25 protein-coding genes are annotated in these 22,293 nt (G+C 48.6%); 5 read left to right on the top strand and 20 right to left on the bottom strand.

Going from position 1 to position 22,293, the window contains the following annotated elements; all coding sequences use genetic code 11:
• Positions 1–51: 51 nt before the first annotated feature.
• The 3 genes from B5F17_RS03780 to B5F17_RS03770 are packed head-to-tail and all read right to left on the bottom strand — an operon-like array spanning position 52 to position 1,684.
• Positions 52–315 carry a hypothetical protein gene (locus B5F17_RS03780; RefSeq protein WP_087370992.1) on the bottom strand — a complete coding sequence of 88 codons (264 nt, stop codon included), beginning with the start codon at positions 313–315 and terminating at the stop codon, positions 52–54.
• Positions 312–989 carry a 3'-5' exonuclease gene (locus B5F17_RS03775; RefSeq protein WP_087370989.1) on the bottom strand — a complete coding sequence of 226 codons (678 nt, stop codon included), beginning with the start codon at positions 987–989 and terminating at the stop codon, positions 312–314. Before B5F17_RS03775 ends, B5F17_RS03780 begins: the two co-directional genes overlap by 4 nt.
• Positions 986–1,684 (bottom strand): DUF2461 family protein, encoded by a 699-nt coding sequence (locus B5F17_RS03770; RefSeq protein ID WP_087370987.1) that lies wholly within the window; start codon positions 1,682–1,684, stop codon positions 986–988. The genes B5F17_RS03775 and B5F17_RS03770 overlap by 4 nt, the downstream gene beginning before the upstream one ends.
• Positions 1,685–1,854: 170 nt before the next feature.
• On the opposite strand from B5F17_RS03770, the gene B5F17_RS03765 reads away from it, so the two are divergent.
• From B5F17_RS03765 to B5F17_RS03755, 3 genes are all read left to right on the top strand, one after another.
• Positions 1,855–2,340: an Lrp/AsnC family transcriptional regulator gene (locus B5F17_RS03765; RefSeq protein WP_016146726.1), complete on the top strand. Its 486-nt coding sequence runs from the start codon at positions 1,855–1,857 to the stop codon at positions 2,338–2,340.
• 1 nt (position 2,341) lies between these two features.
• The gene (locus B5F17_RS03760; RefSeq protein WP_087370984.1) at positions 2,342–3,508 is read left to right on the top strand and encodes an aminotransferase class I/II-fold pyridoxal phosphate-dependent enzyme; all 1,167 of its coding nucleotides are present in this window, start codon (positions 2,342–2,344) and stop codon (positions 3,506–3,508) included.
• Positions 3,509–3,580: 72 nt separating this feature from the next.
• Entirely contained in the window at positions 3,581–4,549 is a 969-nt protein-coding gene (locus B5F17_RS03755; protein ID WP_206396694.1) for a hypothetical protein, read from the top strand.
• A 108-nt stretch (positions 4,550–4,657) separates the two neighbouring features.
• On the opposite strand, the gene B5F17_RS03750 is transcribed toward B5F17_RS03755, so the two are convergent.
• The 6 genes from B5F17_RS03750 to rbr form a co-directional block, all read right to left on the bottom strand.
• Positions 4,658–5,860 (bottom strand): class I SAM-dependent methyltransferase, encoded by a 1,203-nt coding sequence (locus B5F17_RS03750; RefSeq protein WP_016146729.1) that lies wholly within the window; start codon positions 5,858–5,860, stop codon positions 4,658–4,660.
• Positions 5,861–5,915: 55 nt separating this feature from the next.
• Positions 5,916–6,482: an ABC transporter ATP-binding protein gene (locus tag B5F17_RS03745; RefSeq protein ID WP_087370981.1), complete on the bottom strand. Its 567-nt coding sequence runs from the start codon at positions 6,480–6,482 to the stop codon at positions 5,916–5,918.
• The gene (locus B5F17_RS03740; protein WP_162608065.1) at positions 6,458–7,234 is read right to left on the bottom strand and encodes an ABC transporter permease; all 777 of its coding nucleotides are present in this window, start codon (positions 7,232–7,234) and stop codon (positions 6,458–6,460) included. Before B5F17_RS03740 ends, B5F17_RS03745 begins: the two co-directional genes overlap by 25 nt.
• Positions 7,224–8,249: an ABC transporter substrate-binding protein gene (locus tag B5F17_RS03735; protein ID WP_087370974.1), complete on the bottom strand. Its 1,026-nt coding sequence runs from the start codon at positions 8,247–8,249 to the stop codon at positions 7,224–7,226. Before B5F17_RS03735 ends, B5F17_RS03740 begins: the two co-directional genes overlap by 11 nt.
• Positions 8,250–8,288: 39 nt before the next feature.
• Positions 8,289–8,531 (bottom strand): TM1266 family iron-only hydrogenase system putative regulator, encoded by a 243-nt coding sequence (locus tag B5F17_RS03730; RefSeq protein WP_016146733.1) that lies wholly within the window; start codon positions 8,529–8,531, stop codon positions 8,289–8,291.
• A gap of 164 nt (positions 8,532–8,695) precedes the next feature.
• A complete protein-coding gene (rbr, locus tag B5F17_RS03725) occupies positions 8,696–9,235 on the bottom strand; it encodes a rubrerythrin (RefSeq protein ID WP_087370971.1) in 540 nt (179 codons plus the stop codon).
• Between the two features lie 163 nt (positions 9,236–9,398).
• Here rbr and B5F17_RS03720 point away from each other — a divergent pair, with 163 nt between their 5' ends.
• Positions 9,399–9,557 carry a DUF1540 domain-containing protein gene (locus tag B5F17_RS03720; RefSeq protein WP_016146735.1) on the top strand — a complete coding sequence of 53 codons (159 nt, stop codon included), beginning with the start codon at positions 9,399–9,401 and terminating at the stop codon, positions 9,555–9,557.
• Between the two features lie 181 nt (positions 9,558–9,738).
• Here B5F17_RS03720 and B5F17_RS03715 read toward each other — a convergent pair whose 3' ends face one another.
• The 6 genes from B5F17_RS03715 to B5F17_RS03690 all read right to left on the bottom strand — a co-directional run bounded on the left by B5F17_RS03715 (position 9,739) and on the right by B5F17_RS03690 (position 16,484).
• The gene (locus B5F17_RS03715; protein ID WP_087370967.1) at positions 9,739–10,767 is read right to left on the bottom strand and encodes a sulfate/molybdate ABC transporter ATP-binding protein; all 1,029 of its coding nucleotides are present in this window, start codon (positions 10,765–10,767) and stop codon (positions 9,739–9,741) included.
• Positions 10,767–11,429, bottom strand: coding sequence for a molybdate ABC transporter permease subunit (gene modB / locus B5F17_RS03710; RefSeq protein ID WP_016146737.1), 663 nt, complete (start codon positions 11,427–11,429; stop codon positions 10,767–10,769). The genes B5F17_RS03715 and modB overlap by 1 nt, the downstream gene beginning before the upstream one ends.
• A 31-nt stretch (positions 11,430–11,460) precedes the next feature.
• On the bottom strand, positions 11,461–12,261 hold the full coding sequence (modA, locus tag B5F17_RS03705; protein WP_087370965.1) for a molybdate ABC transporter substrate-binding protein: 801 nt from the start codon (positions 12,259–12,261) through the stop codon (positions 11,461–11,463).
• A gap of 112 nt (positions 12,262–12,373) precedes the next feature.
• Complete coding sequence (locus tag B5F17_RS03700; RefSeq protein ID WP_087370962.1) at positions 12,374–13,288, bottom strand: diacylglycerol/lipid kinase family protein; 915 nt, start codon at positions 13,286–13,288, stop codon at positions 12,374–12,376.
• A 39-nt stretch (positions 13,289–13,327) separates the two neighbouring features.
• Positions 13,328–15,208, bottom strand: coding sequence for a molecular chaperone HtpG (gene htpG, locus B5F17_RS03695; RefSeq protein ID WP_087370959.1), 1,881 nt, complete (start codon positions 15,206–15,208; stop codon positions 13,328–13,330).
• Positions 15,209–15,347: 139 nt separating this feature from the next.
• On the bottom strand, positions 15,348–16,484 hold the full coding sequence (locus B5F17_RS03690; protein WP_275532112.1) for an AI-2E family transporter: 1,137 nt from the start codon (positions 16,482–16,484) through the stop codon (positions 15,348–15,350).
• A 215-nt stretch (positions 16,485–16,699) separates the two neighbouring features.
• Here B5F17_RS03690 and B5F17_RS03685 point away from each other — a divergent pair, with 215 nt between their 5' ends.
• Positions 16,700–17,737 (top strand): alcohol dehydrogenase, encoded by a 1,038-nt coding sequence (locus B5F17_RS03685; protein WP_407922586.1) that lies wholly within the window; start codon positions 16,700–16,702, stop codon positions 17,735–17,737.
• Between the two features lie 44 nt (positions 17,738–17,781).
• Here the strand turns inward: B5F17_RS03685 and B5F17_RS03680 are convergent, their stop codons facing one another.
• Genes B5F17_RS03680 through cobD form a run of 5 tightly spaced genes read right to left on the bottom strand, consistent with a single transcriptional unit; the run spans position 17,782 to position 22,291 of the window.
• Positions 17,782–18,561, bottom strand: a complete 780-nt coding sequence (locus B5F17_RS03680) for a sirohydrochlorin cobaltochelatase (RefSeq protein ID WP_087370951.1) — start codon at positions 18,559–18,561, stop codon at positions 17,782–17,784.
• A gap of 6 nt (positions 18,562–18,567) precedes the next feature.
• A complete protein-coding gene (locus B5F17_RS03675) occupies positions 18,568–19,203 on the bottom strand; it encodes a precorrin-8X methylmutase (RefSeq protein WP_087370948.1) in 636 nt (211 codons plus the stop codon).
• Positions 19,200–19,730: a cob(I)yrinic acid a,c-diamide adenosyltransferase gene (locus B5F17_RS03670; RefSeq protein WP_087370945.1), complete on the bottom strand. Its 531-nt coding sequence runs from the start codon at positions 19,728–19,730 to the stop codon at positions 19,200–19,202. The genes B5F17_RS03675 and B5F17_RS03670 overlap by 4 nt, the downstream gene beginning before the upstream one ends.
• Positions 19,723–21,234: a cobyric acid synthase gene (locus B5F17_RS03665; RefSeq protein WP_087370942.1), complete on the bottom strand. Its 1,512-nt coding sequence runs from the start codon at positions 21,232–21,234 to the stop codon at positions 19,723–19,725. The genes B5F17_RS03670 and B5F17_RS03665 overlap by 8 nt, the downstream gene beginning before the upstream one ends.
• Positions 21,224–22,291 carry a threonine-phosphate decarboxylase CobD gene (gene cobD / locus B5F17_RS03660; protein ID WP_087370939.1) on the bottom strand — a complete coding sequence of 356 codons (1,068 nt, stop codon included), beginning with the start codon at positions 22,289–22,291 and terminating at the stop codon, positions 21,224–21,226. The genes B5F17_RS03665 and cobD overlap by 11 nt, the downstream gene beginning before the upstream one ends.
• Positions 22,292–22,293: the final 2 nt, after the last annotated feature.

The following is a 22,293-nucleotide window of genomic DNA, read 5'->3' as shown; positions in this document are numbered from 1 at the left end:
ATATTGATTTTGAAATGGACTTTTCATGAAATATAACCTGGGTACTCCTTATTAGTTCTGATTTGTGGTGTCATCTTGGAAAAAGAGTCGCCAGATCAGATAGACCCAAGATGCAAGAAAGCCGATGAAAAGCAAGAATTTGAATTTTTTTGCCTGCTTGGAGAATACCGTGGCGATAAAAGCGCCGAAGCAAACCAAACAAGTTTTGAAGATTGCGAAATCCAGAATGCTGAAGGTGCGCGCGCGAGCCAGTAAATATTTCACCAGGAAATTTACCTTTTCACAGCATTTTTTACAGGTGATCGATTGCATCATTGATCTTCCCCTTTCCCTTGTACCGCATTGGATGCGGTTTTTCGATGCCTGCCGGTATGTGATTTTCTCTCAGTCCCGGACTTCTTTGCAGAGGAACACTGTCGCCGCCCTGCGGGTGAAATCACACCGAGCTGCATACCAAGATGTTCCGCCAAAGCCTGCGCGTCGGCACAATTCGTCTCGCGCAGGGCACATTGCAAAATTTCCCCACAGGCATGTGCGTCAGAACCAGCTTCATGATGGTTCAGCGTAATGCCTAAAGCATCTGCAACGGTGTTTAGTTTGTGGTTTTCCAAATCAGGCCATACTTTTTGAGAAACCTTGACCGTACAGATATACTGACAGGTCGGAAGCGGAATGTTGTAAAACTCCAGACAGCGGCATAACACTTCGGTATCAAAAACCGCATTGTGACAAACAATGACACTGCCATCAACCTTGTCTTGGATTTTACGCCAAATTTCGTCAAAGGTCGGCTGATCTTTTACATGAGAGCGTTTGATACCATGAATTTTGACATTATACCAATGAAACTTACCTACGGAGTCAGGCGGACGGATTAGGAATGTTTCGGTTCCCACCAGTTGATCGTCTTCATAGTAAGCCAATCCGATAGAACAGGCACTGGTATAATAGCTGTTGCCTGTCTCAAAGTCCATTGCGACATATCTCATGCACGTCCCCCCTGTCCAATCTTCGCGCGGTCACGCAGTGTGCAGAGAAAATGATAGAACGGAGCCAATTTGGCAAAACGCTCGAGCATCAGAGGAACAAAGCTGCCGTCAAACACCGGGTCAAAATTTTGAGTTTCTTCAAAATCAATCCCCAGCTGTTTGCGGTTCAGCCACGGCTGATAAATCTCCTTTGCCTCGGGATGCTTGGGACGTTTATATAATTCTCCGGATAGGTGCATTTCAGGTACGGTTTGTACTGCACGGTAAGCATCCAGAAACAGTTTGTCCTCTCGCAGAATCATATCGCGCGCTTCTGCCATTTCGCCTCGTCCGAAGCCACCCCAACAGCCGTAGCGCCAAAAATCAGGCCCAAGTTCCATATAATAAAAAGGAACTTCCTCAAACTGTGCGCGCGGACGGCGGAAAAACAGCCACAAATTAGCGCGATAGAGTGTTTTATCTTTGGTGTATCTCGTATCTCGACGCACACGGGAAACCATACGGGAAGGGGCAGTCACGAATAGTGGATCAATCAGGAGCATATCCTCCCGCATCCGTTCACATAACGCATAGAAAGGTTCGATTGCCAGGCGCTTAATGTCTGCTTTATGCGCCTCATAAAAATCGGGCGAATCCATCATGCGATTTTCAATCAATAGGTCTAGTCCTTGCGGACAAAATCCTGTAAATTCCATCTAGGGAAGCACTCCTTCAAAATACCTATACTCATTTTATCCTCTTTGCAATAGAAACGCAATAGAATTTAAAAATCCTTGGTTTCCTTTTGCGAAAAAATGGAGTATAATAACACTATTAAGCGGCTGTCCGCTTCCCTACTTTGACATAATTGGGAGGTATCCTGACAATGAATGAACATGAAAAGATTTTAACGATGCTCGAACAAGACGCACGTCTGACTCCGGAACAGCTGGCAGATATGGCGCAGATGGATCTTGCGGATGTCAAAGCCATCCTGCGAGACTTGGAGAAGAATAACACGATTTTAGGATATAAGACGGTCATCGACTGGGATAAGACCGAGCGTGAACAGGTCACGGCACTGATTGAGGTTAAGATCACGCCTCAGAAGGGCATGGGCTTTGATGAGATCGCGCGTCAGATTTATTCGCACCATCAGGTTGAGAGCGTGTATCTGATGTCGGGTGGTTTTGACCTGACGGTCATCATTTCCGGCCGTACTATGCGCGAAGTGGCACGCTTTGTATCCGAACAGCTGGCACCGATGGAGAATGTGCTGTCTACCGGTACCCATTTCATCCTGAAAAAATACAAGGAACAGGGAGTGACTTTTGACCCGAGCGAAGTTGATAGTCGGGAGGTAATGATGTAATATGATCGATTATTCCAAAGTGCTTTCCGAGCGGGTGCAGGCGGTCAAACCGTCGGGCATTCGAAAGTTTTTTGATTTGGCATCTACGATGAAGGATGTCATTTCGCTTGGCGTTGGTGAGCCTGACTTTGAAACACCGTGGCAGGTACGCCGCGCAGGCATTGCTTCGCTGGAAAAAGGACGAACTTTCTATACTTCAAACTGGGGTCTTCAGCAGCTCCGTGATGAGATTGCAGGACTGGCGCTGCGCAGATATGACCTGTTTTATGACCCGCATGATGAGATTGTTGTGACGGTCGGCGGCAGTGAGGCAATCGATAATGCTCTGCGTGCAATCGTTTCTCTGGGAGACGAGGTTTTGATTCCGGAGCCCAGTTTCGTATGCTATACCCCCTTGACGACTTTGGCAGGCGGTGTACCGGTTGCGATTCCGACCGTTGCAGAGGAAGGCTTCAAACTGACACCCGAGCGTCTGCGCGCAGCGATTACGCCCAAGACCAAGGCACTCATTCTGCCCTACCCCAACAATCCGACTGGTGCGATTATGAATCGTCAGGAGCTGGAAGCAATTGCAGATGTGCTCCGAGATACCAATATTGTTGTGCTTTCGGATGAGATTTATTGTATGCTGACCTATCAGGGCGAGCATGTAAGCATTGCGCAGATTGATGGTATGCGTGAACGCACCATTGTGATTGACGGCTTTTCGAAATCTTATGCGATGACCGGCTGGCGTTTGGGCTGGGCAATGGGCCCGAGAGAATTGATGAAATCGATCTGCAAGATCCATCAGTTCGGTATTATGTGTGCGCCGACGACGGCACAGTTTGCGGGTATTGAAGCGATTCGTACCGGTGATGATGATATTATCCACATGCGCAGTCAGTATGATATTCGTCGCCGTTTTCTGGTCAGCGAGCTGCGCAGTATGGGTCTGGAATGCTTTGAGCCGCATGGCGCGTTCTATGTCTTCCCTTCCATCAAATCGACCGGTTTGACATCGGAAGAATTCTGCAATCGTCTGCTGCAGGAACAGCATGTCGCAGTAATTCCGGGCGATGCGTTTGGCGAGAGCGGCGCAGGACATGTACGCATTTCCTATTCGTATTCCATGGCGCATCTGCGTGAGGCGTGCAGCAGAATACGTGATTTCCTCCAAACACTGTAACGTAATATGAACCTCCGCATAGTTTAAAATAGAAGGTTTTCTTCTAATTCATTCCATACGGAGGTTTTTGTTATGGCTGAAAAAATGTGTCCTGGTCCCCTGAGCGGTGCTGCCAGTTTCCGAGAGGCTGTTTGTGTTCACACCAAGAAGGTCTATGATCAGTGCCGGAGCCGTGATTGCATGCGCGATCTGCGTGTGTATCTGCCGACTGAAGATCAGTGCTTTATCGAGGGAAATGCGGTCACTGTGAAGCCGAGATGTGCAGAGCTGCTCTCGGCTGTGATGGATGTCGAGCCCGTTGCATTCCGTCGTGGCTTTTACAGCGTAGACATTCGATTCTTCTATAAGGTATCGGTTGAAGCATGCACCGGTATCGGCTGCCCGCGTATTCTGGAAGGTCTGGCTGTCTATGATAAGCGCTGCATGCTGTTTGGCAGCGAAGGCGGTGCGCACATCTTCTCCTCGCAGTTTGTAGCGGATGGTGATGATGTACAGCTTGCGCGCAACACCAACCTGCCGACGGCAGTGCTGGAGACGGTGGAGCCGATTCTGCTCGAAGCACGTGTGGTTTATCCCACCCAGCCGTGCGCATGCGCATGCACTTGCGGCGAGCTGCGTGAAGTTCCGCGTGCTATTTGCGGCTGCTTTGCCGGACGTGACCTGTCCCTTGATTCTGCAAGCAATCAGCTGCGTGTCACCATTGGACAGTTCTCGATTATCAAGCTGGAACGCGATATTCAGCTGCTCATGCCGGCATTTGATATCTGCATGCCGGAGAAAGACTGCTGTGAAAATATCGGCGGCGACCGCTCGGAAGATCCCTGCGATGTATTCTCTCGCTTTGATTTCCCGGTCGACGAATTCTTCCCGCCGCGTCGTGAGTCCAGCGGCTGTGGCTGCAACACTTCTCGCAGTACCTCTACCTGCGGTACGTCTTCGTGCGGCAGCTCGAATGCAAGCTCCAACACGCGCAGCGGCAGCTGTGGATGTGGCTCTGCGGCATCCAATACCAATCGCAGCGGCTGTGGCTGCGGCAACTAAACAGTTTCCAAGTCAAAGAGGTGGGCGCATCTGCGCCTGCCTCTTTTTATATGTGATACAAAAAAATAAGCTCCGGAATATTCCAGAGCTTATAAAATAAGTCTTAAATCAGATTAAATCTTCATCTGTGATAAAGAAATCGGCGTTATTAGCTTCGCAGCGACGATCCAGTTCTGAAGTGGTGCCAAGCAGCGCACGCACGCTGTCGTATTCTGCCTTTGCCTTGGGATTTTCTCGATTGGTTCGCGTGGCGCGGATCAGCAGGTTTTTCGGGGTATCCAGCGGAGAAATGTATTCTACAACGGATACCTTGTAGCCCTCGGCTTCCAGCTTGAGTGCACGCATACTATCGGTCAGTACGTCATTGAATCTGGCTTTGAACACACCAAACTTGGTCAGTGGCTCCAGCCCGGGAATATGATACTGGTCAAGCAGCTCTTTGTGACAGCAAGGAACGCAAGCAATGTATTTTGCCTGGGCACGGATTGCAGTTCCGAGTGCAAGGTCGGTCGCAATGTCGCACGCGTGCAGAGAGATGACGGCAGTCACCTGCTTGGGCGGTTGATAGGTACGAAGATCGGCTGCAATGAATTCCATGTTGTGATAGCCCAGACGCTTGGCCATCTTCTGGCTTTCCGATACAACGTGCGGGTTGATATCGATGCCGATGATACGGCAGCGACGGCGCAGCACATCACGCAGGTAATAGTTCATGACAAAGGACAGATAAGACTTACCGCAGGCACAGTCAAGCAACAAAATTTCCTCGCTGTCATCCTGCTCGAACATGGGTGCAACCAATTCGACATAGTGATCGATTTGATTATACTTCCGGATCATGTCGTTTTTGATTTTGCCGTCCGCAGTCAGAATGCCGATCTCACGCAGCAGCGGTGCAGCCTTATCAGCCTGAATCAGATACTTTCGGCTGTGGTCAAGCAGCGGGTTGTTGACAGCTGCGGCATCCTGCGGAGCAGCTTGCTGCTCGGTCTGCTTCATAGATACACCCTTTGCATTGACCGTAATGGTAATAACGGTACCGCGTTCGGTATATACAAGCGTGCTGTCGTCATACAGCTCGGTTTGCTTGTCAAAGAAGGAGACCACTTCCTCCGCGTCAATCGGACGTTCGGTTCCCTGAAAGACCAGCAAATAATCGTTTTCTTCGCCAGCCTTCAGCGCAGCTTTAAATTTTTTATTGCCGGATTTGAAGATAAATTCGGCAGAAACGAAATAATCGCGATTTTGTTTGAGTCGAGCCTGAATGCCGATCAGCAACAGTTTGAGCTTGTTCTTTTCGCCCTTTTGCATAGATAGCGCCCTTTCCGTAGTCAAATGATATTCGTGAGCTTATTATAACGGGATTTTATCCGAGACGCAAGTGTTTTGCCTGCGGAAAAACATTGACCTCAACATGCGAAGACAAGATGATTGTTTTATCTGCTGCATGTTTTAAGATACATTGCGCTGTGCGGGCAATATTTGTCTCGTCCAATCCGGTGAATGGTTCGTCGAGGACAAGGATGTCGGCAGGAACGGCAAGCGCGCGTGCGATGGCGACGCGACGCTGCATACCACCGCTCAGGGTGCCGACAGGCTGCTCACAGTCCTCAGGTGCGATGAGTTCGCATAATAGACTGCGTATTTGTTCTGTATCCAGATCACAAACAAAGCGAACATTCTCGATTGCATTTTGCATGGGCAATAGTCGATTCTCTTGAAAGACTGGTGCAAAGCGAACAGACTCGCTTGTGATGATCTGGCCGGAAGACGGACGCTCTAGTCCCATCAGGAGACGCAGCAATGTGGTTTTTCCCAGACCGGAGGCTCCTTCAATACGCCAAATTTCATGGTCATGGATTTGCCAATCAATCTGTTCCAAGACCATTTTTCGGCCAAAACGCTTACTTACTTGTTCAAATTGGATTTCCATGCGAGTCCTCCCTGCCAGCGCGTTTCTGCGCTGCGAAGTATTCGAACGACGATTTTTTCACACAACAGACTAATGCAGATGATTACAATTGTCCAGGCAAACAATTCGTCTGTGTTGAGATATAGTTTGGCCAGGTAGAGCTGATCGCCGATGGATAGATCGGGCAGACCGATGATCTCACCGGCAATTCCTGCTTTCCACGCCATGCCTACACCCAAACGGCAGCTGGAGAGTAAATACGGCATGACCTGCGGCAGATAGAGTGCTTTGATTTTCTTTCGGCGCGGTACCCGAAAGACCTGTGCCATTTCGAGCAGAGAACGATCGACCTGCTGCAATCCTTGCCTCAGATTGATATAAACCGCGGGAAAGACAACAAAAAAAGCGACTAAAACAGAGATGTGTGCCGATGAGAGCCAGATGAGAGCGACAACAATAAAGCATGCAACGGGAACGGTCTTCATGATTTGAATGGCGGGTTCCAACAAGATGCCGATGGGACGGATGTAGTAACCTGCAATTGCCAGCATTGCGCCAAAGAGGAACGCTAGAACAAAGCCGATTGTGATTTTACACAGCGAGTGCAGAATAGAGATCCAAAATGTTGTCGTTTGGATCTGCCTCAGTAAGCACCGCAACGTATCAATCGGACCGGCAAAGAGTACATCCGGTAAATAAGCGGCTAAAACAGACCAGACCGTCACCCAAAAAAGGATGACGGTCAGTCTTACCAATACATGTTTACGCGCCATAGAATGCATCATCCGGCAGCTTTCCACCGATCATCTGCGGATCGAAGGTGTAAAGTGCATCGAGATATCCGGAAAGTGCAGTGCGCATTTCTTCGCCGGTCATGCAGACCAGATTGCAGCGCGGAATTGCCAGCTTGGCAATCGGGGCCTTGACAATATCAAGCGATTCAATCTTGGTTGCAGCGCCCTCAGGATGGCCGTTGACGTATGCGACCGACTCCGCGGCATCTGCTGCAAACTGAAGCATTGCAGCCGGATGTGCCTCTGCAAACTCCTTGCGCACGATGGTGACACCCGTCACAAGCTGGCTGCCGTTGTCGGATACACGATCCCACTCATCGCCCAGGCTAAGCGCAATGTGTCTGTTGTCCAGCTGCTGAATGGCGACCGTTGCAAACGGCTCAGGCAGGACCGCAAATGCAGTCGGATCGGTCTGCAGCGCAGAGACAACCTCAGTAGCTTCGGTCTTAAACTCTACGGTCATATCATCCCAGCTCATACCATTCTTTTCGATCAGATAGCGCAGAGAAGCCTCCGGTGTGGTACCCTTGCCGGTCATATAGATGGTCTTACCCTTGAGTGCGGTCAGGTCACTCATTTCTACGTCACCGGGAGTTACAACCTGCAGAACGCTCAGGGTATTGATGTTTGCAACTTCAATTGCGCCATTGGTTTTCTGGTACAGCGTTGCAGCCAGATTTGCAGGAACCAGAGCGATATCAACCTCACCCTTTACAACCAGCGGGACGATCTCGTCTGCGGCTGCGTAGATGTTGAATTCGTAGTGTTCATTTTCAGACGTCATCAGTGCAGACAGACCCATAGAAGTCGGACCCTTCAGCGAAGCAACCTGAGTAACCAGACCGTCTTCGTATCCGGCGGTGACTTCGGTTTCGGTAGCTTCGGTTGTCGCAGGCGGCGTGGAAGCCTCCTCCTGCTGGGGCTGTGCGGATTGTCCGCATCCAGCCAGCGTCAGGGCCAAAAATGCGGCCAGTGCAAGCAAACGTTTCTTCATGTGTATATTACCCTCCTAAGAAATAAAAAATCAGCAAGTTTATTTCCCGTATTGTGCTTTGGCCTGTACACCGGGCAGGCGGCCCAGCTTTCCGGCCAATGCACTGATGATATCGTTTGGAGCGTCCAAAACAACGCAGATGACGGATACTTCCCGATCACGATGCGGAATTCCCAAACGGCCAATGATATATTGACCATAAGTGTGCAGCAACGCGTTGACTTGCTCGCTCTGCTCGATATCATGGATAAAGATGCCTAAAATTGCCATACGGTTTTCCATCGAAGTTCCTCACTTTTTGCATAATAAAAGCGCCCTGTGACATAGATGACAGGGCGCTGTGATTTCTACCAGAATTTTACTTCATCTCAGGAACCTACGCTGCTTCGATGTCGAAAAAAGATATTTTCCTTGTCCGCAGAGAAACTTTGGACGCGGAGTATTTTTTAATAGTTTTCAGCCTTGATCTGGAAATAAGCCTTGGGATGTGCGCAAACGGGGCATACTTCCGGAGCCTGCTTACCAACAACGATGTGGCCGCAGTTCGAGCACTGCCAGATCATGTCGCCATCACGAGAGAAGACCAGACCGCCCTCAATGTTAGCGAGCAGCTTGCGGTAACGTGCTTCGTGCTCTTTCTCGATCTCACCAACCTGCTCAAACAGGAATGCGATATCGTCGAAGCCTTCTTCACGAGCTTCCTTTGCAAAGGTTGCGTACATGTCGGTCCATTCGTAGTTCTCACCGTCAGCTGCATCCTTGAGGTTTTCAACCGTAGAAGGAATGCCATCGTGCAGAAGCTTGAACCAGATCTTTGCATGCTCCTTTTCATTGTTTGCAGTTTCCAGGAACAGCTGTGCGATCTGCTCGTAGCCATCCTTCTTCGCCTTGGAAGCGTAGTAGGTGTACTTGTTGCGTGCCTGGGATTCACCCGCGAATGCCGCCATCAGGTTTGCTTCGGTCTTTGTTCCCTTTAAGTTTGCCATAATAAGTCTCCTTTCTCATTCGAACAAGAATTATTATTGTTTATAGTATACCCATTTATACAATTTTTGTCAATGCGGAAATTTAATTTTTCCGAGACATGATGTATATGGTATAGCAATTTCACACATACTTTTTATAAAGTTTTCAAGGAGGTAATCCAATATGGAGAACAAAGCAATTCGTTGTACTGTGAAACAGTGTGCAAATCATGCAAATGGTGCAGACTACTGCGCGCTTGATCACATCACGATCGGTACGCATGAAGCCAATCCCTGCACGCAGCAGTGCATTGACTGCATGAGTTTTTGCACCAACCGCTGATACAGAGAAAAAGTGTCAAATCTAATATAATTATGCAGATGTAGGTGAATTCATAACCATATTTTAAGGCTATGAATTGATCTATCCTGATCGTTTTTGCGATTCAAAAGCGAAAACATCAGAAAAAAAGGCCATCACACAGCAGAAAACTGTATGATGGCCTTTTGCAATACATCGTATTTTATTCAGTGAGCAAATGAATTTGATCCAGTAGCAAATATAGCCGGATGAATTGATCTCTTTGCAGTGAAGTGTTACAGGTACGCCAGTGTAAGACGCCACTTCCCTGTTGTGGGGTTATTAAAACGATGGCATCTGTAGGCCCGTGCATAATGCGTGTGATACAACCGTTCACCGTCAGGTAGTCTGATGGCGGCTCTTCCAAAGTAAAAGCATGTGCAGAGACAGAGACCGCGCGAACGTTTGGCACTGTATTCTGCGGTGTGAACGAGATATTCCAGGCTGGAATATAAATTGTGCCATCGCTTTGTTGTTGTGCATCCAGCACGTTTTCCATGCCAACCAGATGTGCCTCTGCTTGCGTTTGGGGATGACAAAACAGCTCGCGTTTTTCGCGTAGCCCATGTGTCTTTCCATCCTGCACAACTGCAATCTTTTGACACAAGCGATAAGCCTCTTCCCTGTTGTGCGATACTAAAATGGTAGTGCCCGGGAAAGACTCGATGACCTCAGACATTTGCTGCTCGACTTGCCAGCGCAGAAAGGCATCCAGAGCGGAAAAGGGCTCATCTAACATCAAAATGCGCGGTTGACTGGCAAGGATACGAGCGAGTGCAACCCGCTGCTGTTGTCCGCCGGATAGTTCACTTGGCAGACGTTTGTCCAATTTCTCCAGCCCGAACTGCCGAATCAGCGCATCCACACAGGTATATTTTCGACTTCTGCGTGCACCACACATAATGTTTTGACGCACTGTCATGGTGGGAAACAGTGCATAATTTTGGAAGAGCAATCCGGTACCGCGTTCTTGCGGCGGAAGATTGATTTTTTTCTCACTGTCAAATACACATTGCCCGTCGATTACGATTTTTCCGCGATCGGGTTTTTCCACACCCGCGATACAGCGCAGCGTCATGGATTTGCCGCTGCCAGAAGCGCCCAGCAAGGCAATCGGGATGTTATCGGCTTCGAGCTGCATATTTAACCGAAAGCCGTCTAAGTTTTTTTCGATATCGACAAAGATTGACATTATGGCTTCCTCCGTTTGCGTTCCATGAGATTCACGGCCATAAGTACGCAAAATGAGATGGCCAGATTGACAAATACCCAGCGATATGCGAGATCGGTATTTCCCTCGCGCCATAGCTGATATACGGTCGTGGAAATGGTCGCCGTACGACCGGGCGTGTAGCCGGAGACCATGCTGGTTGCGCCATACTCACCTAGTCCGCGTGCAAATGCTAAAATCATGCCGGCAAATACACCTTGTTTGCATCCCGGCAGTAAAATTCGCCAGAAGATATATCGGCCGGATAATCCGAGCGTACGCGCGGCATCCAGAATATTGGGGTCAAAGCTTTCAAACGCACCGCGCGTCGTTCGATACATAAGCGGAAACGTGACGATGATGACTGCGAAAATAGCAGCTTGCCAGGTCATAATGATTCGAAGATCAAACCATTCCAAAAGTGGCGAACCAATGACACCCTTCGGACCAAGCAGACGGAGCAAGAAGAAACCGACAACTGTAGGCGGTAAAACCATTGGAATGGTCAGAATGACATCACAGATTCCTTTTACACTGCGCGGCAGATGACAAACCAGATATGCGGCAAAAATGCCCAGAAAAAATGTGATGACAGTTGCTGCTGCGGCGATGCGCAGCGAGTTCCATAATGGAAACCAATCCAAGGAACACTCCCCCTATTTTATGATGACGGTGTTAAGCCTCGTCCGGACGCGAGAAGCCGACCGATGCAAATACATCCATTGCCTTATCGGTCTTGAGGTAATCCAGAAATGCCTGTGCCTCTTCTGCCTGTGTCGCATTGGTCAAAACAGCAGCAGGATAGATGGCCGGAGAATAAGACTCGGCCGGTGCAGTTGCAACGACTTCAATTTCCGGTTCGCTGGCAGCATCGGTGCGATAAACAATGCCGCAGTCAACAGCCGCTGCTGCAACCTGCGAGGTAACTTCCTTTACATTGGAACCGAACGTGATCTTGCCGTCTGCGTTCAGGCCGTCCCACAGTCCCATGTACTTTAAGATTTCTTCGGAATACTGTCCAACCGGAACGTCAGAGTTGCCCAGTGCGATGGAAGATACATTTGCCAGATCTTCAAATGAAGCAGGAGCGTTTTCCGCACCCTTGGGCGCAACCAGAACGACGGTATTTTCAAGCAGATCTACACGAGAGTCACTCTTGACCAGATCACCCAGACCATCCATCTGCTTTTGTCCAGCGGAGATGAACAGATCACAGACGGCACCCTCTTCGATCTGAGTCTGTAACGTACCGGAAGAGTCAAAATTATATACCAGCTCTACTTCCGGATGTTCGGACTCATAGACTTCCTTAATTTGATTCAGCGATTCTGTGAGCGATGCGGCTGCGAATACGGTTACTTCGGTGGGATCGGTCGATGCCGCAGCATTCGAAGCATCATCTGTCTGCGTATTGCTATTGCCGCAAGCGGTTAAAGTCATCGCTGCAAGACACAGTACTGCCAATCTTTTTTTCATGGAAAATCGCGCCCCTTCATTCGTTATATTTTTAAAAGTATAGCGATAGTATAACAAACAAAAATGCAAACTGCAAGCGTGATGAAATCAGAAAAATCGACTGATTGATTGCTCAATCAGTCGATTTTACGGTTTTTGGAGCAGTTAAAATGCTTAAAGCGCGGTAATTGTTGGAAATTCCCACTTTTTTGGTCGTTCCACCAAATTCTCCGTCCAGTGTCCAGGGAATCTCTTCGTCAGAGAAGATCTGGAGCTTGGATGCCTTGCAGCGCAAGAGGAATTTAGAATCCCCTTTTGATTGCATCAATTCATTAAAGATGGTCTGCCAATCCAGCGGATTTTTGGGCTGGCGAATCAATACAACCTCAAACAGTCCATCATCCATGCGGACATCGTGCGGCGTGAGTTCTTTAAACCCACCGATGGATGTGGCGTTGGAGACCATGCCATAGATGAGTTCATCTTCCAGACTTTGTCCACAGGAAGTCTCAATTCGAATATGATAAGGTTTTAAATGCGGCAGGGACTTGATGCCTTCCAAAATATATGCGGTTCGTCCAAGCAGATTTTTTTGTGCTTGCGGTGTGGTATAGGATACGTTGGTAAAGGCTCCGAACGCTGCAATATAGCAAAAATTGCGGTCGGCAAAGCGGCCAATGTCCACTTGCCGTATCACGCCGGTGGCAGCAATTTGTGCGGCTTCCAACGGATGCTTGGGAATACCCAAGCTGGAAGCAAAGTCATTTACCGTTCCCGCCGGAATATAGCCCAGCGGGATACGGTCGGTGTGCTGCAGAAGACCGGTCACAACTTCGTTGAGTGTTCCATCTCCACCTGCACACACAATGCGGTCAAATTGTGCCGCACGCTCTATGACAATATTGGTAGCGTCCAGAGGCTTTTGGGTTGTATATACTGTAACGTCGAACCCGGCTTTTACGAAGATATCGATACAGCCCAGTGCAGAATTTTGGATGGCACCTTTTCCGGCGTGCGGATTTATGATAAAAAGTAATTTTTGATTCATCTCATCCAATTCCTGTCCCTAACCTCTCGTGAATTGTGATTATACCAACAGTTCGCAGACGGTATTTGCGTAAGCAACCGGGTCTTCCAGCGGCAGACCTTCAATCAGCTGTGCCTGTGCATACAGAACAGCAGCATATTTTGCCAGCGTATCTTGGTTAGCGGTCTTGAGCTTCTGGAAGATCGGATGCTCTGCATTGAGTTCCAGAACACGTTCTGCATGGATTTTCTCCTGACCAGGCTGCTGATTGAGCACCTTTTCCATTTCCAGAGAAAGCATACCCTTGGTGGTCAGACAGCAGGGATGGCTCTTCAGACGGCTGGTGAACTGAACGGCAGTGACCTTTTCACCGAGTGCCTGCTTCATCGTATCCAGAACAGACTGATACTCCTTGGTCAGGGTTTCAATCTCTTCCTTCTCGTCCTGAGTTTCCAGATCCAGATCATCGTCAGAAATGGATTTGAATTCCTTGCCCTGATAGTCATGCATCATCTTCATGCAGAACTCATCAATGCTGTCGGTCAGGCACAGAACCTGATATCCCTTGTCGCGCAGACGCTCCATCTGCGGCAGCAGCTCGATCTTTGCCTTGGTTTCGCCGCATGCGTAATAAATATACTTCTGCTCTTCCTTCATCTGCTCGGTGTACTCTGCCAGAGACAGCATTTTATCCGAATCCGCAGTATGATACATCAGAAGATCCTGGAGCAAATCCTTGTGCATGCCATAATCCATGTATGCGCCATACTTGAGCTGCAAGCCAAAGGCCTGGAAGAACTTTTCGTAGTCCTCGCGCTTGTTCTTCATCATAGATGCAAGCTCGTTCTTGATCTTCTTTTCGAGCGCACCTGCGATGAGCTTGAGGTGACGGTCATGCTGAAGCAGCTCACGGGAAATGTTCAGCGACAGATCGGCCGAGTCGACCAGACCGCGAACGAAGCTGAAGTAATCGGGCAGCAGATCGGCACACTTGTCCATAATCAGCACACCGTTAGAGTACAGAGCCAAGCCCTTTTCGTAGTCCTTGGTGTAATAGTTCATAGGTGCATGGCTGGGGATATACAGCAGCGCATGATAGGTAACCGAACCCTCGGTATACATGTGAATATGGTGAATCGGGTCTTGATAATCAAAGAACTTCTGCTTGTAGAACTGGTTATAGTCCTCATCCTTCAGTTCGGACTTGGACTTGCGCCACAACGGAATCATGGAGTTGAGCGTGGTCAGTTCCATGTATTCTTCCCATTCCGGCTTTTCCGGATCGCAGCCTTCCTTCTGGCGCGAACGCGGCATTTCCATCTGAATGGGATAACGAATGTAATCAGAATACTTCTTTACCAGCTCCTGAATGCGGTAAGGCTCGAGGAACTCACTGTACTTGTCCCCTTCATTGTCCGGCATCAGGGTCAAAATGATATCGGTACCAACTTCAGCACGCTCTGCGGGTTCAATGGTGTATCCATCGGCACCGTCGGAAACCCAGCGGTTTGCAGTATCAGCGCCCTGTGCACGGGAGACAACTTCAACCTTGGATGCAACCATGAATGCAGCATAGAAGCCAACGCCGAACTGACCGATAATATCGATATCGTCCTGCTTGTCATTCTGCTGCTTAAACTGCAAGGAACCAGAATGCGCAATGGTACCCAGATTTTCTTCCATCTCTGCAACCGACATGCCGCAGCCGTGGTCAGATACGGTCAATGTGCGGGCATCTTTATCGATGGTAATAGTAATGGGCAGATTATCGCGCAGGATACCGGTCTGTCCCTGCTGCATTGCATGATAATACAGCTTATCGGTCGCGTCCGAAGCATTCGAGATCAACTCGCGCAGGAAAATATCCTTGTGAGAATAGATCGAGTGGATCATCAAATCGAGCAGTCTTTTCGACTCAGCTTGGAACTGTTTCTTTTCCATAATGAAAAACACCTCTGTGATGTAAATAAAATAAATGGGTTTAGCACTCTGACACCTCGAGTGCTAACGATATTATGATAATCCCAATGCACATAAAAATCAAGAGCCCATATTATCTTTTCACAGAAAGTTCAAGAACTCACCGCAGCTTGTCCTGTGGTACTTTTCGCTTGGCCAAACGATTGTAGGTATAGCGGCGAATGAGTGCATAGATGACCGAAAACAGCGGAATATTGATCAGCATGCCCAGAATACCCATGGTGCTGGCACCTGTGGTCACAGCGACCAGAACCCAAATGGACGGCAGACCAACCGAGCTTCCCACAACATGCGGATAGATGAGATTGCCTTCAATCTGCTGCAGGACCAAAAACAGGATGATAAACCACAAAGCCTGCATGGGATTGGCAATCAGAATGAGGAATGCACCGATAAAGCAGCCAAAGAATGCGCCGAAGATCGGAATGAGTGCCGTGAAGGCAATGACAACGCTAGTGACAGCTGCATAGGGAAAATGGAAGATCGACATGGAGACGAAGAACAGCATACCCAGAATGCATGCTTCTAAACATTGACCAGAAATAAAATTGGAGAATGTACGCTGGGTCAGACGCAGGATATTCAATGCAGTATCTACAGGGTGCTCCGGGAACCAGGCATACATGATCTTTTTGCACTGTGCAGCAAGCTTTTCTTTTTGCAGCAGCAGATAAAATGCAAAGATCAATCCAATAACGGCATTTGTCATGCCGCCGATAATGGAGGATGCAACAGAGAACGTATTATCCAAAAGATTACCGTTTTTGAGGAAATCCAGAAGATTTTGCAGCTGTTCCGTCCAGTTGATTTGACGCAGTGTATCAATTGAACTGTTTACATAATCGGTGATTGCCGGATAGCGTTCGATCAGATCATTTCCCCATTTTGTAATCTGGGCAATAAATCCCGGCATAGAGGCGCTGAGTGTGCCGATCGAGTTTGCGATTTGAGGTGCCACAATGAAAACCATCAGGGTAATGATGCCAACGATCAGCATGAGTGTGATCAGAAGGCTGATGGGGCGATGTAATTTGCGAAGAATAGAATGGTTTCTTGTGACTTTATCTGTGAATAGCGTATGTTCGATTGCCCGCATTGGTACATTGATGATAAATGCGATGGTACACCCAATCAAAAAGGGCATCAAAAACCGAAATATGGTGCTGATAGTTCCTGTCCATACGCTGATATTTTGCAGACCTAAAAATAAAATGATGCCAAAGGCAATCAAAAACATGAGATGCTGCATGTTTTTACGATTAAAATCCATTTTTGCTCACCTGATTTCCTTTCTATATGAATGGAGCAAACCATTATATGTTATTGTATCATTTCTCCCATAAAATTGTACATCTAAATTGTAAATAAAATATAACAATCTTCCCTTTGGGCGTCATGTGTGTGATAATAGAGTTATATAGATGGGAGGGTTATGATATGAGTCAGCAAACTATGCAGGCTGTTGTATTTCAGGCACCGGGAAAATTCGGTTTGGAAGAGCGACCGATTCCTCATCTGCAAAGCGAGACCGACGCAATTATACGTGTCACTTTGGCGTCAATTTGTACGAGCGATCTGCACATTAAACATGGCAGTGTACCGCGCGCAGTGCCAGGCACCATTGTTGGACATGAGATCGTGGGTGTCATCGATCAGCTGGGTGCGGGCGTTACAGGATTTTCGGTTGGTGATCGTGTTACGGTCAATGTAGAGACGTTCTGTGGAGAGTGTTTTTTCTGCCAAAGAGGTTGGGTTAATAATTGCACCGATCCGCACGGCGGCTGGGCTCTGGGATGCCGGATTGACGGCGGACAGGCGGCCTATGTTCGTGTTCCGTTTGCACAGAACGGATTAAATCACATCCCCGATGGCTTGACCGATGAGCAGGTCTTATTTACAGGAGATTTGCTGGCAACTGGCTACTGGGCGGCAAAAATCAGTGAAATTCAGTCAGGTGATACAGTTGCAATTCTGGGCGCAGGCCCGACCAGCTTGTGTACGCTGCAATGTGTACGCCTCTATCACCCGGGACATATTGTTGTTATAGATCCTGATACCGAGCGTTTACAGCTGGCAAAACAAATGGGAGCGGATTTTGTGATTGATCCGACCAAGGAAGACCCGACTTCCCTTCTGCACAGTCTGACCGATGGACGTGGGGCTGATGTTGTTTTAGAAGTTGCGGGAGCGAAGGATACGTTTCAGACTGCGTGGAAGATAGCACGTCCCAATGCGGTAGTGTGTGTTGTCGCAATGTATGATGAAGCTCAGATGCTGCCGCTGCCCGATATGTATGGAAAAAATCTGGTTTTCAAGACGGGTGGCGTAGATGCCTCGGACTGTCCGGTTATTTTAGAGCATATTGCACGCGGTGAAATTGATGTGACGCCGCTTTTGACGCACGTATATCCCCTATCGAAGGCGATAGAAGCGTATAAACTGTTTGAATCCAGACGAGACCATGTCATTAAAGTGGCGCTCAAGCCCTGAAAACAAAAAATCCTTCCTGCGTGTATGCAGGAAGGATTTTTTTATCAGATTTCGCGCAGTGCATCCTGACAGTGAGAAATGAACAGTTCACCAATGCCGGGAATGGTGCCAAGTCCGCGCAGAACGATTTCGACTTCGTACCCTTTTGCGGTCAGAATAGATTTCCAGCTGTCCTCTTCTTCTCCGGCCAGATCATTTTGGGCATGGTCACCCGCCACGATCATAAAAGGTGCAAGCCAGACCTTACGGATGTTGTGTGCACGTAAGCGTTTTTGTACGTAGTCGAGTGCTGGGAAGCCTTCAACCGTACCAACATAAACACGCTCTGCGTCTAAAAAGCGGAATGTGTTTTCAATCTGGCTGTATGCCGCATTGACGGCATGTTCGGTTCCGTGCCCCATATAGACATAGGCTTCATCGGCTGCGAGTGCGGGCATCTCACTAAGCAGCGCCTGACAGACTGTAATGTAATCTTCCTGTGAAGTCAACATGGGCTGACCAATCTTGACGGTCATCTGTCCTGCGGCCTGCCGGATTTGTGCACACATTTTTTCATATTCCAGACCGGGAATGACGTGCAGACTTTGGCAAATGACTTCTTCATATCCGGCTTCTTGCAGCTGCTCCATGAGCTCTGCAGGATTGGGAATATGAATGCCCTCTTCCCGTTCGATTTTTCGGATAATCATGCCCGAGGTAAATGCACGATAAAAGTCGTAACCCGGCATGGAATTGGCCAGAGACTGTTCCAAAACCTCAATGGCATGGCGGGCATCGGGATAGCTTGTACCAAAGCTGATAATTGCAAGTGCTCGTTTTGTCATAATCGGTTAAAAACCCTCTCTTTTTACCAGTTGATATTGCAAAGCATTGATAATTGCAGCGGCGACATTGCTTCCGCCCTTGCGGCCGCGTGCAATAATATAAGGTGTAGTTCCGCCAATAAACAGTTCTTTGGATTCTACAACATTGACAAATCCAACCGGAACGCCAACAACCAGTGCGGGATGGCATACACTCTGTTCAATCAGCTCATGCAGGCGAATCAGTGCAGTCGGTGCGTTGCCAATTGCAAAAATCAGAGGACCATCCAGTCTGGAAGCATGTTCCATGGAGACAATCGCACGGGTTACGCCACGCGACTTGGCTTCTTCAGCCACTTGTTTGTCTGCCATAAAGCAGCAAACTTGTCCGCCAAGACTGGACAGAATCGTTTTATTGATGCCAGACATTGCCATGTTGGTATCGGTAATGATAGTCGCACCATGAGACAGGGCATCTTTTGCCGATCCGATTGCATTCTCAGAGAAACAAAGATTGTCCGCGTAGTCAAAATCTGCTGTGGTGTGAATGACGCGCTTTACGACTTCTTCCTGACCGGCAGGAAAGGTGCGATCGCCTAATTCTTGTGTGATGATGGAAAAACTTTTCTTTTCGATGTCCGAAGGTTTTATGATAGGATTCACTGTTCAATACCCTCCCGTGCGGCAATACCGCGGTCAAATGGATGTTTGCGCTTGCAGATTTCGGAAATATAGTCGGCTTCGGCCTGTAAGCGCTCGGATGGATCGCGGCCGGTCATGACCACTTCTAGTGTGTCCGGCTTGTTTTGCAAGAACGAGAGAACACGTTCTTCTTCCAGGAATCCGCAGGTAATCGCAGCACAGACTTCATCTAGGATCAGTAAGAATGCATGTTCACGGACTGCAAATTGGGTTGCAGCTTCAAAAGTGCGTACAATCGCGTTCTTGGTCACTTCTTTTTCGGTGTCATTCATAGCAAAGGAGAACTTTCCAACCGGGTTTGCGGCCAGAACGGTTACCTGATCGAGCGCACCCAGAAAGCGACACTCTCCCGAGGTGCCATCTTTTAAAAACTGTGCAATGACGACCGGCTTACGATGTCCAATGCTGCGCAGCGCGAGACCCATGGCTGCCGTGGTTTTTCCCTTGCCGTCACCGCAATAAATGTGGACAAGTCCGTTTTCACGCATAATCTGCCTCCAAAATTTGATAGATGCGCTCCATGTCTAATGCCGACCGCACCATATCTGCGAGTTTATCGTATTGTTCTTCTTTATATTGTACCGGATCAAATACCGTAATATCGCTTGCAGATATTCCCTTTCGGGCGAGCAATGCTCGGATGAGCGGCTCCAGAACTTCCGGAGTATCCAGTACACCGTGCATATAGGTACCGTATGCATCCCCTGCACAGCATCCATCGGTGACAAGCTCGATTCCGCGCATGAGCTGCTGGAACGGTACGGCACCTTCAAGCAGCGTGGTATCACCCATGTGGATTTCATAGCCGACTGTTGGTACACCAGCAAGATTGTGGAAAATACCACCGGGAGATAAAATTTTTCCGGTTGCCTGCGTTGTTGTTTTCTGTGCGCGGAAGATGGTTTCCGTCGGGAGCAATCCCAAACCGGCGATACTGCCGCCGCCCTCTACGCCTTCGGGGTCGTGCAGATGACGTCCCATCATCTGATAGCCGCCACAGATACCAAGCACTGGTGTACCCTCGTGGTGCAGACGCTGAATCTTTGCTTCAAGCCCGGAGGTGCGCAGCCATTTCAGATCATCAATCGTACTCTTGGTGCCGGGAATGATGATGAAATCAACACCATCGAGCTGCTTTGGCGTGTTAACATAGCGAACAGAGACTGCGGACATGCGCTCCAGAGATGCGAAGTCGGTGAAGTTCGACAGATGTGGCAGACGAATGACTGCGATTTGCAGTGCGGCCTTGGAAGAATCCTTTGCAGTTAGACGCTCGGATAAACTGTCCTCATCATCAATGTCTAAATGTGCGTAAGGCACAACACCAACGACAGGCTTGTCCGTTAATCGTTCCAGATCAGTGAGTCCGGGCCGGAGAATTTCCAGATCACCACGGAACTTATTGATAATCAGACCTTGAATGCGATCTTGCTCGTCCGGTTCCAGAAGCTTTACCGTACCATACAGCGAGGCGAATACACCGCCGCGATCGATATCGCCTACGAGCAAAACAGGAGCATGTGCCATCTTTGCCATTCCCATATTGACCAGATCATCTTGTTTGAGATTGATCTCTACCGGGCTGCCGGCACCCTCAATTACGATAATATCATAGTCATTTGCCAGACTGTCGAAGGCCTGCTGAATAAAGGGGCGCAGCGCTTTTTTATCACTCCAATATTCTTTTGCAGTACGGTTTCCGATTGCTTTGCCGCAAAGAATGACTTGAGAGCCAACATCGCTGGTAGGCTTTAACAAGATAGGATTCATTCGAACATCCGGAGCAATTCCAGCGGCCTCTGCCTGCATTACTTGTGCACGGCCCATTTCTAGACCGTCGGCTGTAATATAGGAGTTGAGTGCCATGTTCTGCGACTTAAATGGAGCAACGCGATAGCCGTCCTGTTTGAAGATACGGCAAAGAGCTGCGGTTAGGATACTTTTTCCGGAATTCGATGCAGTTCCCTGTATCATGATTGTTTTAGCTGCCATGCGTCAGCACCTCCGAAATGGTTTGAATTAAAATTTGATTATCTGCATCCGATTTAACTGCAACACGGTAATAGCCTTGGCCGAGTCCGCGATAATTTGCACAGCTGCGAATCAAGACACCGTGCGGCATTAGGCGTTCTCGCAAGTTGTGACAGTCGGAGTAAAAAAGCAGATAGTTTGCCTCGCCGGGAAATATCTGAAGTCCGCAATTGGATAGTGCAGAGGATAGAGCTTGTCGTGATTTGGCGATTTCAGACGCAGTTTGCTCTTCCCAATCGGTGCACTCTAATGCAGCCACGCCACATGCTTGTGCAATTACCGAGACATTCCAAGGTTGACCGGAAGTGGATAACTGAGCGATTAAATCCACGTTTTTTGTCATACACCAGCCCAACCGCACTCCAGGAACGGCATACATTTTGGTAAATGCACGAACGATGATGAGACGATCATATTGATCTAGCCAGGAGCGCATTTCATGTGCGTGTGCATCCAGCAGAAAATCTCCAAAACATTCATCCAGAATGAGCCATGTCTGATGTGCTCGACACCGTTCAATAATTTGAACCAAAAGCTGAGGATCAATCGTGCAGCCGGTTGGGTTATTGGGATTACAGAGAATCAAGAGGGATAAATCATCTGTAATTTGATCCAGAATACGTGCGGTAACCCGGAACTGCTCCGAGGCACTTAATGTGAAAAAGTCGATGTCACATCCAGTAGGATGCAGTGCCATTTCATACTCGCCGAAGGTGGGCGCAGTCAGAAGTGCACGCGAGGGCTTGAGACAGGTGGCCAGACGATAAAAGATCTCTGCTGCACCGTTGGCACAAAAGAAATACTTGGGATCTAATTGCCAGCGCTGCCCCAACGCTTTTCGTAAAGCTCTGCAATGCGGATCGGGATACTGCGTGCAAAGATCGATTGCATCGTGCATTGCAGCACGTACACGAGCGGGAATTCCGCGCGGATTGATATTGGCAGAAAAGTCCAGCGGAGTCGTTCCGGGGAATTGCTCGCTGTAACTATACACATCACCGCCATGCTGATATTGCATGA

This window comes from Butyricicoccus pullicaecorum (assembly GCF_002160355.1).
GTDB lineage: Bacteria > Bacillota > Clostridia > Oscillospirales > Butyricicoccaceae > Butyricicoccus > Butyricicoccus pullicaecorum.
The sequence above is the reverse complement of the archived record's forward strand: the minus strand, read 5'-3'. Positions and strand labels throughout refer to the sequence as shown.

Bases quoted from the DNA above. Each gene is read 5' to 3' on its own strand.
- B5F17_RS03780 (WP_087370992.1), bottom strand. From the start codon at position 315: ATGATGCAATCGATCACCTGTAAAAAATGCTGTGAAAAGGTAAATTTC.
- B5F17_RS03775 (WP_087370989.1), bottom strand. From the start codon at position 989: ATGAGATATGTCGCAATGGACTTTGAGACAGGCAACAGCTATTATACC.
- B5F17_RS03770 (WP_087370987.1), bottom strand. From the start codon at position 1,684: ATGGAATTTACAGGATTTTGTCCGCAAGGACTAGACCTATTGATTGAA.
- B5F17_RS03765 (WP_016146726.1), top strand. From the start codon at position 1,855: ATGAATGAACATGAAAAGATTTTAACGATGCTCGAACAAGACGCACGT.
- B5F17_RS03760 (WP_087370984.1), top strand. From the start codon at position 2,342: ATGATCGATTATTCCAAAGTGCTTTCCGAGCGGGTGCAGGCGGTCAAA.
- B5F17_RS03755 (WP_206396694.1), top strand. From the start codon at position 3,581: ATGGCTGAAAAAATGTGTCCTGGTCCCCTGAGCGGTGCTGCCAGTTTC.
- B5F17_RS03750 (WP_016146729.1), bottom strand. From the start codon at position 5,860: ATGCAAAAGGGCGAAAAGAACAAGCTCAAACTGTTGCTGATCGGCATT.
- B5F17_RS03745 (WP_087370981.1), bottom strand. From the start codon at position 6,482: ATGGAAATCCAATTTGAACAAGTAAGTAAGCGTTTTGGCCGAAAAATG.
- B5F17_RS03740 (WP_162608065.1), bottom strand. From the start codon at position 7,234: ATGGCGCGTAAACATGTATTGGTAAGACTGACCGTCATCCTTTTTTGG.
- B5F17_RS03735 (WP_087370974.1), bottom strand. From the start codon at position 8,249: ATGAAGAAACGTTTGCTTGCACTGGCCGCATTTTTGGCCCTGACGCTG.
- B5F17_RS03730 (WP_016146733.1), bottom strand. From the start codon at position 8,531: ATGGAAAACCGTATGGCAATTTTAGGCATCTTTATCCATGATATCGAG.
- rbr (WP_087370971.1), bottom strand. From the start codon at position 9,235: ATGGCAAACTTAAAGGGAACAAAGACCGAAGCAAACCTGATGGCGGCA.
- B5F17_RS03720 (WP_016146735.1), top strand. From the start codon at position 9,399: ATGGAGAACAAAGCAATTCGTTGTACTGTGAAACAGTGTGCAAATCAT.
- B5F17_RS03715 (WP_087370967.1), bottom strand. From the start codon at position 10,767: ATGTCAATCTTTGTCGATATCGAAAAAAACTTAGACGGCTTTCGGTTA.
- modA (WP_087370965.1), bottom strand. From the start codon at position 12,261: ATGAAAAAAAGATTGGCAGTACTGTGTCTTGCAGCGATGACTTTAACC.
- B5F17_RS03700 (WP_087370962.1), bottom strand. From the start codon at position 13,288: ATGAATCAAAAATTACTTTTTATCATAAATCCGCACGCCGGAAAAGGT.
- htpG (WP_087370959.1), bottom strand. From the start codon at position 15,208: ATGGAAAAGAAACAGTTCCAAGCTGAGTCGAAAAGACTGCTCGATTTG.
- B5F17_RS03690 (WP_275532112.1), bottom strand. From the start codon at position 16,484: ATGTTTTTGATTGCCTTTGGCATCATTTTATTTTTAGGTCTGCAAAAT.
- B5F17_RS03685 (WP_407922586.1), top strand. From the start codon at position 16,700: ATGCAGGCTGTTGTATTTCAGGCACCGGGAAAATTCGGTTTGGAAGAG.
- B5F17_RS03680 (WP_087370951.1), bottom strand. From the start codon at position 18,561: ATGACAAAACGAGCACTTGCAATTATCAGCTTTGGTACAAGCTATCCC.
- B5F17_RS03670 (WP_087370945.1), bottom strand. From the start codon at position 19,730: ATGCGTGAAAACGGACTTGTCCACATTTATTGCGGTGACGGCAAGGGA.
- B5F17_RS03665 (WP_087370942.1), bottom strand. From the start codon at position 21,234: ATGGCAGCTAAAACAATCATGATACAGGGAACTGCATCGAATTCCGGA.
- cobD (WP_087370939.1), bottom strand. From the start codon at position 22,291: ATGCAATATCAGCATGGCGGTGATGTGTATAGTTACAGCGAGCAATTC.